This is a genomic window from Bacteroides sp. RCH18, from assembly GCF_058231005.1.
Genome location: NZ_JBIPTC010000001.1, coordinates 3,361,935 through 3,377,550 on the forward strand (window position 1 = coordinate 3,361,935; position 15,616 = coordinate 3,377,550).

General features: G+C 40.8%; 7 protein-coding genes. 1 reads left to right on the top strand and 6 read right to left on the bottom strand.

Going from position 1 to position 15,616, the window contains the following annotated elements; translation table 11 throughout:
* Nucleotides 1–74 precede the first annotated feature (74 nt).
* Nucleotides 75–1,631: a sulfatase family protein gene (locus ACHLI0_RS13205; protein WP_225709845.1), complete on the bottom strand. Its 1,557-nt coding sequence runs from the start codon at nt 1,629–1,631 to the stop codon at nt 75–77.
* A 7-nt stretch (nt 1,632–1,638) separates the two neighbouring features.
* Complete coding sequence (locus ACHLI0_RS13210; RefSeq protein ID WP_317197683.1) at nt 1,639–3,636, bottom strand: alpha-L-arabinofuranosidase C-terminal domain-containing protein; 1,998 nt, start codon at nt 3,634–3,636, stop codon at nt 1,639–1,641.
* A gap of 255 nt (nt 3,637–3,891) precedes the next feature.
* Here ACHLI0_RS13210 and ACHLI0_RS13215 point away from each other — a divergent pair, with 255 nt between their 5' ends.
* Nucleotides 3,892–7,923, top strand: a complete 4,032-nt coding sequence (locus ACHLI0_RS13215; RefSeq protein ID WP_317197684.1) for a hybrid sensor histidine kinase/response regulator transcription factor — start codon at nt 3,892–3,894, stop codon at nt 7,921–7,923.
* Nucleotides 7,924–8,265: 342 nt separating this feature from the next.
* Here the strand turns inward: ACHLI0_RS13215 and ACHLI0_RS13220 are convergent, their stop codons facing one another.
* The 4 genes from ACHLI0_RS13220 to ACHLI0_RS13235 form a co-directional block, all read right to left on the bottom strand.
* Entirely contained in the window at nt 8,266–9,195 is a 930-nt protein-coding gene (locus ACHLI0_RS13220) for an alpha/beta hydrolase (protein ID WP_490749352.1), read from the bottom strand.
* 122 nt (nt 9,196–9,317) lie between these two features.
* The gene (locus ACHLI0_RS13225; RefSeq protein WP_490749353.1) at nt 9,318–10,685 is read right to left on the bottom strand and encodes a sulfatase family protein; all 1,368 of its coding nucleotides are present in this window, start codon (nt 10,683–10,685) and stop codon (nt 9,318–9,320) included.
* A 46-nt stretch (nt 10,686–10,731) separates the two neighbouring features.
* Entirely contained in the window at nt 10,732–12,432 is a 1,701-nt protein-coding gene (locus tag ACHLI0_RS13230) for a RagB/SusD family nutrient uptake outer membrane protein (protein WP_132060245.1), read from the bottom strand.
* Between the two features lie 18 nt (nt 12,433–12,450).
* The gene (locus tag ACHLI0_RS13235) at nt 12,451–15,615 is read right to left on the bottom strand and encodes a SusC/RagA family TonB-linked outer membrane protein (protein WP_225709850.1); all 3,165 of its coding nucleotides are present in this window, start codon (nt 15,613–15,615) and stop codon (nt 12,451–12,453) included.
* Nucleotide 15,616 lies beyond the last annotated feature (1 nt).

Here is a 15,616-nt window from a genome sequence, read left to right on the forward strand (position 1 = left end):
AGTAGGCTGTTACAGGATTGAGCTCATGGAACAATGTCTTTAATATCCGTCAATATGTACATTCTTTTGATTTATTATTGTTCAGGTTGGAGATAATTATAAGGATCCTGTTTAAAATGATAACGTTTCCGGGGAAGAGGGAGTGGATCCTGCAGACGTAATTCCCATGCGACTAACTTCGTCAGAAGCTCTGTCTGAACAGCACTGTATTTCTTTTTACCAAACAGGTTATCTACTTCCGAAGGATCTTTCTTAAGATTATATAGTTCTCCGTTTCCATAGTTATCCATCACCAGTTTCCAGTCGTCTTTTCTGACCATACGAGAGGTACCGCTTTGAGTCCAGGTATTGAGTTCATCAAAGTATGCAATCTTACCCGGCGTCAATGCCCCTTCCTGTTCGAAAGTAAGAGAAGAATCCAGTCCGACATGTGCTCCTCCAAAACCTTGTTGTACGACAATGCTGGAAAACTCTTCTTTGGGGTATTCTTTTCCGGTCAACATCGGCCATAAGCTACGACCTTGAACACCAGCCGGAATCTTGGCACCGATTGCAGAACAAAGAGTAGGAAAAATATCAGCAATTGACACATGGCTATCCATAGGGGCTGATTGATTCTTGACATGATATCCTGCCCATACCATCGGGATACGTGCGAGACTTTCAGAAAGTCCGGCTCCTTTGCGGATCAACCCGTATTCTCCCCAATAATCGCCATGATCTGAAAGAACAACAAAGATTGTATTTTCAAACTGCCCGCTGGCTTTTAACGATTCGATCAGTCTCTTTATCTGGTCATCTATTAAACGGATCATGCCGATATAATTAGCACGGATTCTGGGTAGGTCCTGTTCCAGATTAGGACAAGACGCATCTTCCAGTTCTGCTAAAATGCGATATTTCTCTCCTTTCTTTTCCAAGTCTTTACGTGACGTCTTCAATACGGGAAGCTTATCCGGCGAAAACATAGAATAATAAGGTTCGCAAACCTGATAAGGATTATGAGGTTCCGGGAAAGATACCCACACAAAGAAAGGATTCTCTTTTTGACTCTCTATCCATGACAATGTCTCATTAACGATTTTAGCAGGGTGTTGCTCTTCTACAGGAATTGGCGAAGGTTCCAGCCATTGTCCCCTGGCTTTCTGGTTTAAGAAACGGGCTGTTTCTTTTTCTTCGGGAGTCGTTTTCTTATTTTTACCCCAATGCCCGTATTCTGACCAAAAGTCCAAGTCAGCAGGTTTCAGATAAGCATGGTTTTTACCTACAAGTGCTGTTTTATATCCGTTTTCTTTTAATACGCCCACCAAGTCCTGTTCAAAAAATATGTCCGGAATGTTGTGGTTGGTACGTACATGAGTTGCCGAAGGAAAACGTCCGGTGAACATAGAACAGCGGGCAGGAGAGCTGGCCGGTGCTACAGTATATGCTTTGTTAAACCATACATTTTCCTGAGCTAATTGATCTACATAAGGAGTAACTGCCAGAGGAAAACCTTCTCTGCCACATAGGTCAGCACGCTGCTGATCGGTCATAATGATTACAATATTCGGCTTGTCGGTTTGTGCCAGCAATGACATAGACAAACCCTGTAATGCTAATCCAGTAATACAAAACGCTGCATTTTTCATATTTATCTTATTTAAAACGGTATACAATCATTGAAGAAGCCTCGAGCTGCAAATCTTTGTTTAAGTCCAGTGTTACGGTCGACTGAACTGGCTTTACTGCATCCGGCATTTCCGGAGTGTTATTCTTTCCGGGTTCCAGACTCAATGTTATTTTTTGTGCCTGTATCTTTTTCCCAAATCCTTTCACTGCTGTTTGAAGTACCACCTCCTGTTTTCTCAAATTGATCAGTTTCAGGATATATTCTTTACTTTCACTATCATATCCCATCGTAACGAATACATTCTGCAACCCCTTCATCCCCTGAATCCCAGCATCCAGGCATACATCGAAAGTGTGATCTCTGAACATTTTTGATAAATAATAGAAAGATGTCCTGATGCTGCAATCTACCCCATTGATTAGCATAGAGTGCAACTGACGATGCTCTGAAAAATCCCAATGGCGCATCACCGGACGTTCTGCCAATAATGGATTCAAGTCTCCATTACGTTCAAGAGACATTCGTACCGCTCCGCTGGCTAACAGATTATAGGGATACTTCCCGTCAATGCCCAATTCTCCAACAAACAAATCCGCTATTCCCCGTTCATAGTTGTCAAAACGGTAATGCTGCTTGCAAGCCCATTCGACAGGTTGATAATGGTGTTCATCGAATACCTTCACATTCTTCGGGTTCACAAACTTCGCAATATCAATCCGTTTGTCGTCATTTTCTTTGCCTATGATACTGTTGGCTATGTATATCAAGTCGGGATACTGTTTGTGTAACGCTTGATAAATCTTCTCGTAACGTTCCCAATAAACAGGTCCAAAGTCTTCGTTTCCAATTTCAATGTACTTTAGAGGGAAAGGCTTCGGATGTCCGTTCTTTACACGTAAAGCCCCCCATTTGCTGGTTTCCGGACCGATTGCGTATTCTATGGCATCCAGTGCATCCTGAATATAAGCATCCAGATCAACGTCCGGTTGAATGAAATTCCAGGGAGAACTTTGCTTTACCCAACCTGTACAGATCATCCCTGTAGGGATTACGTACATAGCATCTGCTCCCAAATATTCGCACAATTCGTAAAACTCATGATAACCAATTCCATCTGTACGGTAGTAAGGCGCCCATTTACTCCATTGTCCCGGTCGATTTTCAATGGGACCTATTGTCTTTTTCCAGTGGTACATGGTAGCTTCATTCACCCCATGCACAATACATCCGCCGGGAAAACGAATGAAATCCGGTGCATATTCTTTCAAGTTCTGCATAATATCCGCCCGAAAAACAGATTTTCCATTGTCCCATGTATCAGAAGGGAATAAAGAGACGACATCCAGTTGGAATTGCCCTTTACCTAACGGCTGAATGGCAAGCATCCCCCGTTTGACATCTTTATCAGGTTTTAATGTTCCGGTAAGTTTCGTCCACTCTTTACCCTTTACATCCAAAACAAGCTGAGTACTGACCGGTTTACCTTGTTCGTCTACCAGCATAACTTGAAGAGGAGCTGTATAATTTTTGCTTTTTATATACATGGAAAGATGATAAGATACCTTCTTTCGTAGATTCATACCGTAATATCCCCGATTTAGAATCATTGCCTCCGGATTGTTTGCAATATCTTCAGTCACGTTGACCAGCATTGAATACTTATTCTCCTTATTCAGAGGATTTTCTTCTGTACGGCTAATGAAAATGGGAGTATAAGACAGAGGATAAGTGTTCCATCCGATCAGAGGGTCTACATGAAATACATCTTTGTTTTTTCCACGCGGATTCGGTACATTCTGATAAAGCCCATTTTTGACCGCCAGATCTGCGGGTGGAGTTGCTTCTTCGAATGAACGGTTGCGTACCAGTTCGGCATGCAAGGCACCTTCTCCTATCATACCAATCTCTTCATAATGGAACCCATATTGGACACGGCTTACTTTGCGTGTTTTCTGTTTGTCGATATGCAAAACACCCTCATAAGTATCATTTACCTGGCTTCCTGTTATCGGCTGGATAAACATAAAACAGCACAGGCAATACACTGCCGTTCTGCAAAATTTTGTTTTCATGGTCTTTTCATTTGGTTTACGATACAAATGTAGAGAATTCAAAGAATAAACATTCGTAACATCATGTTCAATATAAGGAAGCATGTATTGTTTGAGCCCATAAAGCTTCGATTGTGCACATAATTTCTAATGGAATATACATTTGTACTAGAAAAACCGATAGAAAAAAGACTATCTTTGAGCGTTAAACAAGGAGTAGAATCAGATATGAAAAGGAGTACACTCAAAAATCTTATATCGGTAGCAGTTTGTTTATTATTCCTGCTTCATCCGACATTTGCGGAAGGAAAAATCCAATATAATAATGTCCGCTTCAAACAGCTAAGTATTACAGAAGGGCTTTCTCATAATACTGTCAATGCCATATCTCAGGATAGTAAGGGATTTATGTGGTTTGGCACCAGGAATGGATTATGCAGATATGATGGGTATAATATTACCCGGTACTTTCACGAAGAAGGGGATTCCACTACGATCAGCCATGATTTTATCACCAAACTATATAATGACCCCTGCCGGAATGTCCTCTGGATTTCTACGGAGCAAGGAATCTGCAAATACAATCCTCAGAATGAACAATTCACACGCTATCACATAGAGGGAAACAATAAGAACAGTGTCTTATTTCTGAACACGTCTGACAGCAGATTACTGACCGGATGCAGTAACGGCATCTATCAATACGATAATGACAAAAACAGCTTCACTCCTTTTATATTAAATGAAGGAAAAGGAGAAAATATTCGTGGACTGGTAGAAGACTCAAACAATGTTCTATGGATAAACAGTAACAAAGGGGTGAAACGCTATAATCTAAAAAAGGAACAATTTGAACCGCTGCCTTTGAACATCCGTCCATTTTTGGAAACGTGCATTCAATTAGTTATGTTGCCTGGCAATCAGTTGTTATTCAATACACCTCAAGAGGTATTTGTGTACAATATCAATAATGATTCACTGTATCCTCTAGCCGCGATCAAGGATATCAGACAATTCAGATGTGCAACAACTGATACTATGAACAACATCTGGCTGGGAACCGAAAATGGAATTTTCATTTATGACCAGACATTTCGGTTAGTGACTCACTATCAGCAGTCGGAAAGTGACTTGAGCAATCTGAACGATTCTCCTATTTATAGCCTTTTTGAAGATTACAATCATAACATGTGGGTTGGAACCTATTTCGGTGGTGTGAATTATTTTATATATGCTTCGGATCAGTTCCGGATTTATCCTTATGGAAACTCTCCCAATCATCTGAGTGGTAAAGCTGTACGCCAGATCATCAATACCCCGGACAACGGTCTCTATATTGCTACCGAAGACGGAGGGCTTAACTACCTGAACAGCAATCGGGAAATAACGCGTTCCGAACGACTCCATGAACGGATGAATATAAAAGCCCGGAATATACATTCCTTGCTGATTGACAGTAAACAGAACCTATGGATCGGCCTGTTTCTTCGGGGAATGAACTATTATATGCCCAAAGAGAACAAAACGCTTTCTTTTAATGACGGAATGGGGAAAAACTCATCCGGTTTCTGCATCATAGAAGACGAAACCGGCAAAATCTGGTATGGAGGGCCGTCGGGACTATTTACCTTGAAGAAACAGAACGGCAGTTTCCAGTTGAAAAAAGTTTCTGCACTTCCTGTCTTTTGCATGCTTAACCTCAATGACAGCATTATCTGGACTGGAAACCGTCAAAATGGAATATACCAGATAAACAAACGAACAGAAGAACAGACACCTCTTCCACAATTCTCATCCAGTAAGTTGTATATGACTTATTTATATATGGACTCGCAGGGGAATATTTGGGCAGGAACGAACAATGACGGACTTTTTGTTCTGAATAAAAAAGGCGAAAAATTGAAAAGTTATTCGAAGAAAGAATTGGGATCGAACGCTATAAAAGGTATAATAGAAGATGATCAGAGCACTATATGGATAGGAACAGACAACGGATTATGTAATATTCAGCCGAAATCCGGATTAATCAGCCGGTATACCATAGCCGACGGATTGCCGACCAATCAGTTCAATTATTCCTCTGTCTGCAAGAAACCCGACGGCGAACTGTTCTTCGGAACAATTAATGGAATGATTTCTTTCTATCCTGAACAGGTGCGCCCTGTAGAACCTCATTTTAATATCGCTTTGACAGGAGTATGGAGCAATAACGATGTCGTATCTTCCAGCAATCCGGATGCGCTACTGCCCGCCTCTATCTCTGAAAGTGATGTGATGACGCTTACCCACGAACAGGCACAATCCATACGTATCGAATACTCAGGGCTTAATTATCAATACAAAGATAAAACGCAATATGCCATGAAGCTGGAAGGCATCGATAAAGAATGGCAGTTTGTAGGCAATCAGCATCAGGTACGTTTCTCTAATCTCCCGACCGGAGATTATACATTGAAGATTAAAGCAAGCAATGACGGAGTAAACTGGGATGAAAAAGGACAGAAAGAGTTGACTATCCATGTACTACCTCCGTGGTGGCTTTCTATATGGGCCTATCTGACCTACGTATGTATGGTTCTCTGCATCATCTATTTGGCATATAAATATACCAAAGCCAGGTTGATTCTTCTTATGAGACTGAAAACGGAACATGAGCAACGGGTTAATATGGAGAAGATGAATCAATCGAAAATAAACTTCTTTACGTACGTATCTCATGATCTGAAAACACCGTTGACTTTGATCCTGTCACCACTTCAGCGGCTCATCAAACAGAAACAAATCGATAATAATGATCGCGAGAAACTGGAAGTCATCTACCGCAATGCCAACAGAATGCATTATCTTATTGATGAACTGCTCACTTTCAGTAAAATCGAAATGCAGCAAATGGAGATTAACGTCAGAAAAGGAAACATCATGCATTTCCTGGAAGAGATTTCTCATATCTTCGATATTGTATCTAAGGAAAAGGAGATTGATTTCATTGTCAGTCTGGAAGAAACGGATGAAGAAGTCTGGTTCTCTCCATCCAAGCTGGAACGTATCATGTATAATCTGCTGTCGAATGCTTTCAAATACACCCAGCCGGGAGATTATGTGAAACTCAGTGCCAAGCTTCTCAAAAAAGATTCGGAAAATTTCATCGAAATATCAGTAAAAGACAGCGGCAGAGGGATTCCTAAAGAGATGAAAGATAAAATCTTTGACAGCTACTTCCAAGTAGAGAAAAAGGATCATAGAGAAGGCTTCGGATTGGGGTTATCTCTCACGAAGTCACTGATTCATATGCATAAGGGGGAGATTAAGGTTGAAAGCGAAGTCGGAAAGGGATCGGAATTTATCGTCAGCCTGAATGTTTCAGAATCTGCCTATAGCTCTTCGGAGAAATCTTTGGAAAGTATCACGTCCGAAGAAATACAGAAATATAATCTGCGGATGAAAGAAACGATTGAACTGATTCCCGACCAGTTGATTTCTACCGAGCAAGATAACACCGACGTCAAAGAAAGTATCCTTATTGTAGAAGATAATAAAGAGATGAATGATTATCTGGCAGAGATATTTAGCAAAGATTATCAGGTATTTCGTGCTTACAATGGTGCTGAGGCTTGTAAGTTACTGAAGAAGCAACTGCCCGATCTGATAGTCAGTGATGTAATGATGCCCGTGATGGATGGTCTGGAATTAACGGCATACGTCAAACAGGATTTGAATAGCAGTCATATCCCGGTAATTCTGCTAACTGCTAAAACGGATGAATTGGATCATACTCAAGGGTACTTGAAAGGGGCGGATGCGTATATAACCAAGCCTTTTAATGCACAGAATCTGGAACTATTGGTTCAGAATATGCGTACTAACAGAAAGCAGAACATTGAGTATTTCAAGCGGATCGAGAAGCTGAACATTACACAAATAACGAACAATCCACGTGATGAAGTATTTATGAAAGAGTTAGTTGACCTGATTATGGCTAATATCAAAGACGAAGAGTTCGGAGTTACTGAAATTATTACTCATATGAAAGTGAGCCGAAGCCTGTTGCATACCAAACTTAAATCATTGACCGGATGTTCTATCACCCAGTTCATGCGGACTATAAAGATGAAAGAAGCAAAGATTCATTTACAGAATGGCATGAACGTATCAGAAGCTTCGTACGCCGTAGGAATGTCCGACCCTAACTATTTTACAAAATGTTTTAAGAAAGAATTTAATATCACTCCTACTGAATTTATCAAACAATTGAATCTGTAATTTAAAAAACAAACTTAAAAGTAGAAAATTTATTGGATAAAGAATTCCTATGCTAAATTTAGCTCCGGCTTGTGCAATAAATAATCCCTTTCAGTGCATAAATTAATTCGTCCGTCTATAGGCGGACGAATTAATTTATGCACCTGCGGACATTATTTTTTATAAAGAAAATGTTTATTGTATTCGACGGCAATGGCTACAGTGGTTGGGAAGCAGATTCAGAAGCGAATCAGAAATGAACCATAATAAAGAGGAAATATCCAAATTCTAAGTGTTTTTTAATATGCAAACAGCTTAAATGGAAAAATCCCCGATAAAAAACGACTGGAAAATCAAAAGCCTCTATTTAATATATCCTAAAGATTTCAAGAAGACCACAGTAGCTGACATCGTTTTTTCAAAAAATTCTTCAAACTTAGCATTAAAGAAACCGTGCTTTTGTCCCGGATATAGCAATAAATCGCAACGTGACCCTACATGTTCCATTTTCTTCTTAAACTTTAGAGCCGTTTTAGGCAAAACAATATTATCCTCACTCCCTAAAAAAAATATAGCAGGAGGAGCATCTTTTTTTATATTATGTATAGGAGAAAAATCTCTATAATAATCTTTTACTCTGTCGAATCCGTACCCATGAGGTCCATTATCTATAACCGGATTAAAAAGGATCAAAGCTTTAGGTATTGATGACACATTAAGATCATCCTTCGGATTATTAATTTGATGACAAAAAGCTGTTGCAGCAGCCAAATGTCCACCTGCAGAGCCACCACCTGCCAATATTTTATCAGGATCAACATGTATGGACATTGCATGCTGCTTCAAATAACGCATAGCTGATTTTGCATCCATTAAAGCTTCTTTAGGAGTAGTACCCGCATTTTTTCGGGTTCGATAATCAGCTAATACAACTGTTACTCCATACTTATTCAAATAACTGGCTTGTGGTTCAAATTGTTTAGGAGAACCGGAATTCCAACCTCCACCAAAAAAGAAAATAACAGCCGGAGAACTCTGATTCGTTTGGTCCTTGGAATAATAAACATAAAGTTTACCTGTAGGATAGTGATTATATCTCAAAATCGTATCTGCACTTAAATCATTGTTATCTCTAATAAACAGGTTGCTACCTATTAATAGGTTTCCACTATTAATAAGAACTAAAGATAATGTTACAATAGCCTTTAATTCTATACACCGTATTAGTTTAATTCGCATTATTATACTTTTTATCATTTCATTCAAATTAACAGGTTTATTTATATCTGTCATTGGATAGCGAGATAACTTGCCTCATCAATATCAAAGATAAAACATTTATCCTCCTGAATCCATTGTCCCATAGGATGAAGACCATTAGAAGTATCTACTTCAATCTGCACACTGTTTACACATCACTTTTGTTTGGAAGGCATATGATCAAACGCCCGCATTTCGGTAGCTTGCCCTTCGTCTCCACACGCTTTCATCCATTTCTTTAGTTCTGCATCCAGCCGAATAATAATATTGGAGTATTTCGTATCTCCTGCCAAATTGTTCATGCAAAATGGATCATTCCGTACATCGTACAATTCAATGGCAGGACGATGCTGATACTTGAATGTCATCGCCTTTGCATGGGGATCTGTCTCTGCAAGCTGTTCCCATTCTTTAAATAAAGGCGTAGCAGTCATCGCATTCTGGAAGGTTGCCTCCGGAGTAAGGTTAACAATATATCGATATCTTCCATCATAGGCTGAGCGTATCCCGTAGTACTCCGGACCTTTATTTATCCCCCTGCTAGTCTGAAGAGAGAAAGAATATTTCTTATGCTCCTTCTTCTTCCCTGTCAAAACAGATTTAAAGCTTTCACCATCTACTCTCGTCTGCGGTTTTCCTCCTGCTATATCTACAAAAGTAGGAACTATATCCACATATTCTACTAATGCATCACTGACACTCCCCGGTTTGACTACTCCCGGCCAGCGGACAATGCATGCCGAATGTACGCCTGCATCATAACAAGTCCATTTGGCAAAAGGCAGACTGTTTCCTTGTTCACTCAAATATACTACAACAGATTGATCAGCGACCTTTTCCTGTTCCAGAATAGAGAGTACGTTACCAAACTCCTGATCCATAAAGTTGACTTCTGCAAGATACTTAGTAAACTCCTGACGTGTTTGTGGAACATCTACATACATAGGTGCCAAAGTTAATTTATCCGGATCGAACTGTGAGACATCACCTTTATTCCAAGGGGTATGTGGCTGATTGGAAGCAACAAACAGGCAAAACGGCTGGCCTTTCCTTTTGCAATCAGCGATAAATTCCTGAATAGCTTCAAAATGTAATTCCCCCCTTTCACTAGGCACGTAGAGGTCAAAGGGAAATACTGACTTTGGAGCAACATGCTTCTTTCCAATCAAAGCTACTTTATACCCCAATGGATGCAAATGATGCACAACGCTTAAAGTACCCTGATCAGCACAAGTATGGTTTGGATAAGCTCCGCTACCCACAGGCCATAAACCTGTATACAGATTATGGCGGGTAGGCGATGACATAGGAGCAGCTTGATAGGCTTGGGTGAAACGCACTCCCTGTGTGGCAAAATTATCTATATTGGGTGTTTTCGAATCCACACTTCCATAGCAACCTAAATCGTAATATGAACAATCATCGGCTATAAACAACACCAAATTAGGCTGCGTGATTTGCTGCGCAAAAGAGCAAGTTGTCGCACTTAATGCAACAGAAACACTCAAAAATAGTCTATTCATAATTTATTTCTCCTTTCATGGGAGTGCTTAATTTAAACATATATCTTTAGTATCCGGGATTTTGTTGTACTCCATCATTGCGAGAAACCTCTGCAAATGGTATCGGAAAATATTTCTTTCTTGCAGCCATAACTCCTTGCTTTTGTACATCCGCAGCCGGTCGTGATGGAATGAATGTATCCTTTATGTAGTCATACATCTGCGTGTTTTCATCATACTTCATACGAATAAGGTCGAACCAGCGTTTCTGTTCACCGGCAAATTCCAATCCCCGTTCCATGAATACCAGCCAGCGGAATTCTTGTTTGGTCAAGGTACGTCCGATATTATCGGGTCTGTCCGAACCTATATACTTCGGATAAGCACGTTCGGTTCCGTTCGCTTTGCGCGCACGTTCACGCACCATATCGATAGCCTGGCAGGCTTCTGTGTACTTTCCAAGTTCGTTCAATGCTTCTGCTCTTATAAGATACATATCGGACAGACGCAGACGTGGCATATCGTTTTCATTGGTACGGTTATTGATACCTTGCGGATCAATAAATTTGCGGATATATCCCCAGTTCTCCTGTGAGTTGCCTCCGGCAGCAGGATATACGGTTACAATATTGCCCAATACTCCTGTATTATTGTTCTTTTGTTGAAAACGTCTCCAGAATGTAACCTCAATCCGGTAATCTTTAGAAATGAGTTTGGATTCATCAATGGATGCATCAACAGAGGGGTCACTGTATCCTAGATTACCCTGATCGTCCTGAAAATATTTGATAAACCATTTTTGTACCCTATGAGCTCCTGCTCCTTTTCCATAGGGATTTCCAGAAACCAATTTACCACCAACCTGCACACCTGCCGGATTAAATAAATGAGCAATATTAGAACCCAATGACTGATCTGCTAAAGCATCTTTGTCACGAAAGAAAGGTACTGAGAAGATATGTTCGGTTTGAGCTAATGACTCTTGCTCAATGTCCCATAAATTCTGATAATCATTGACAAGCGTATATTGTTCGGAAGAAATCACCTCTTGGGCTTCTCTGGCTGCATCCTCCCATCTTCCGAGAGTCAAGTAGACTTCCGCCAAAAATGCATGAGCAGCTCCGTTAGTTACACGTCCGCTTGTGTACGCCGGATCTAAACGTTTCGGCAAACGGGGAGTATCATCATCGTTCAGTCCGGCTGCATATTCAAAATCACTTATTATCTGTTCGTAAACTTTAGATGCGGGAGATTGTGGTACATATGCGTTTTCAATTCCGGTCACAGGCTCAATAACAATAGGAATACCATTAACACCACCATACAAGCGCATTAAGTCATAATGATAAAGTGCTCTCAGAAAGTAGGCTTCTGCAATGATTCGATTCTTATCATTTTCACTTTTGAAGGAAATAGAAGGAACACGTGCTATTACTTCATTAGCGTTTTTAATGCCATTATATAGCTCTCCCCAAAAATTAACAACTGGAGCGGAACCAGCACTGTGTGTATTGTTGGAAACAGTGGCAGGCACAGCGTTTCCGGTAGAGAACATAGCGTCTTCATAGGTCGGAAGTATGATAGCCCAGTTTGTTTTATGATAAGCGAAAGCGTAAAGAGTGGAGTATACCCCGTTAATAGCCGCCAAGGCATGATCTTCCGTTTTGAAGAATCCGTCCTCTTTTTCTACACGGTCTACAATATCTACATCCAAACAGCTTGAAAGCAGCGCTGTTCCTATCAGTAAGGATAATATATATTTCTTCATATTTTCAGTATTTTGATGTTAAAAAGCTAGATTTATACCCATAGAATACGTACGGCTAGAAGGATAAGCAGCATAGTCAACATTAGGTGACATAGCGCCCGAAGTAATGCTGACTTCCGGATCATAACCGCTATAATTAGTGATTGTAAAGACATTGGTAACGGTACCGAATACACGTATACTACGTAACCATCGTAGTTTTTTCAAGCTAAACTGGTAGGCGAGTGTCAGATTCTTCAGACGGAAAAATGAACCATCTTCAAGCAAGAAGGTAGAGAAACGCTTGTTAAAGTAAGAACTGCCTTGCGAACCGTTTACTGCCGGATAAAAGTTACTGGTTCCTTCGCCCTGCCATCTTCCTTCCCAAGCCTCAGCACGAATATTGTCGTTGGTATCTGTAAAAGAATCCAAGAAATAACGGTTCAAATTGGCGATATCACCTCCTACACGGCCCGTGAAAATCATGGATAATGTCAGCCCCTTCCAAGATAGCTCAGAATTAATACCATAATTGAATTTCGGTTCTGCCGTACCGATGATAGTCATATCGTCAGAAGTTATTTTTCCATCCGGCAACCCGTCGGGTCCACTAATATCTTTGAATCTCAAAGAACCCGGAGTAGCTTGTGGAGTATCAAATGGAGCCAGTTTTGCTTCTGCTTCATTCTGATAAACACCATCCACTACGTAGCCATAGAAGCTGCCTACCGGATAACCGGCTTTAGTGATATGTATGCTTTGGCTGAATACACCGCCACCTGCCAGATAGGAGGTTCCCAGTAACTCATTGCCGCTGATATCGTCTACTTTATTACGGTTCAGGTATATGTTTCCTCCAAGAGTCCATTTTACGCGACCTGTCAGAATATCCGCACTGGCTTCCAGCTCAAATCCTTTATTGGTCATTTTTCCCATATTGTAAGGTATAGAACCGTATCCGGATGATAAAGGCAGTCCAAAATTCATCAGCATATCTTTTGTAGTACGTTGATATACATTCATGGTTACTCTAAAACGGTTGTCTATAAAACCTAAATCCAGTCCGGCATTGTAGGTAGCAGTACTTTCCCAACCTAAATTAGGATTAGCCAGCTTCCCGTTGACCATACCGTGAGTCACTGCACCTCCGGAATAAGAGCGGACATGGTTCATAATGGCGAGCGGAGCAGCATAAGCAATGCTTTGGTTACCTGTAACACCATAGCTCAAACGTAGCTTAATATTAGAGATAGCAGGTATGTCTTTCATGAACTTCTCTTGATTAATGCGCCAGGCTACTGCAAATGATGGAAAGAAACTCCACCTGTTTCCACTTGCCAACAAAGAAGAACCGTCGTAGCGTCCGGTTGCCGTGAAAATATAACGGTCATACAGGGTGTAGTTCATACGCCCTAAGAAAGAGGACAGTTTGGTTTGAATGACTGAACTGGATTTGTCCATCGTATTCGTTCCTTCTCCGATAGCGTAGTACAACAAGTCATTGCCTGCAAAATCACCTACCTGAATTGCCAGTGTCTTTCTCTGACGGTCTTCATGCGTATATCCCAAGACAGCATTGATGTGATGATGCTTCTTAAATTTACGATCATAATTAACCGTCGTTTCCAATACAATATTCTGGCGATTGTCTTCTCCACGAAATGCCATACCATGGGCACTGTTTCCAGCATTGGTACCTATTGGATAATAAGTAGAACGCGAACCGTCTGTACGATTGAAGCTACCGGCGCCTTTCCAGGAAAGCCCTTTACCAAAGTTATATGTCAAAGATGCATTCAGTATGAAGAACCGTTGTTGAAGAATGTCTTTTAGTTCGGTCGCCATAATATAAGGATTGTCTGCCGGAACATATTCCACATTTTCATCTTCATAAATTTGATCTCCAGGCATTAATGTCGGTTTGGTAGTCAAAATACGCCGTACCATTTGGTTCATACTTGAAGATTGAGAGTGCGACGTTTGCTTCTGCTCGGTCTGTGAATAACTTGTGTTCAGTTGCAAAACTAAACGCTTGGCAAGCTCAGATTTAAGATTCAGACGGAAAGAATAACGTTCGAGTCCAGTATTCATAATAATACCTTCTTGATCGGTGTAGCCGGCAGTAATATTATATTGAGTCATCTTGTTACCACCATTGACAGCCAACTGGTGGTCCTGAGATACTGCCGTCTGGTACATTAAGTCCTGCCAGTCAGTTGAATAAATCTTATATCTTTCCAAGGCATCATCTGTATGTCTGGGGACTTTTGTACTTGGAATGACGTTTCCTTGCATATCGTAACCGTTAGAGGTTCGATCCAATTCATTCTCAAAAAGCGCATAGTCATAAGCATTCAGTAAATTATAGCGTTTGGCAATGTTGGAAATATCTACACGGGTATTGTAGTTCACATTGACTTTTCCTTCTTTTCCCTGTTTGGTTGTGATCAGAATAACTCCGTTCGTAGCACGTGAACCATAAATAGCCGTTGCGGAAGCATCTTTCAGAACCTGGATAGATTCAATATCATTGGGATTGATGGAAGCTAGCGGGTTCATCGCCGGCTGTTGGCTCAACTCACTGGTGCCACCATTTACACTTGCTGTTGCAGCCTCTATCGGAAAACCGTCAACTACATAAAGCGGGTCTGTATTGCCTGACAGTGTAGAGACACCACGTATTTGAATATTCATGCCCGCTCCGGGTGCACCACTGTTAGCTGCGATACTGACGCCCGCTATACGTCCCTGCAAGAATTGGTCGGCACTTGTGATAGGCATAATCTCAGCTTCATTCTTCATACTGACAGCACTTACCGAACCGGAAAGGTCTGATTTACGAACGCTTCCATAGCCGATGACCACTACCTCGTCCAAATTGCGTGATGCTTCCTGCATTGTAATCGTCATCTTCCCTTTTAACTGTACCGGAACAGTTATAGTAGTAAATCCGATATACGATATCTGTAACTGGGCCTTGGGATTTTTTACTTCCAGCGAGAAGTTACCGTCAATGTCTGTAATGGTTCCGTTGTTAGCACCCTTCACTTGGATTGTAGCTCCAATGATAGGAGACTTTCCTTCATCAACTACCACACCGGAAATTTTATGAGACTGTGCTGATACGGTTGATATATATCCTAAAAAGCATATTAGTAGGACTAAGTATCTATCCGTCAACTTAAATCGAATCTTCTGTTTCATA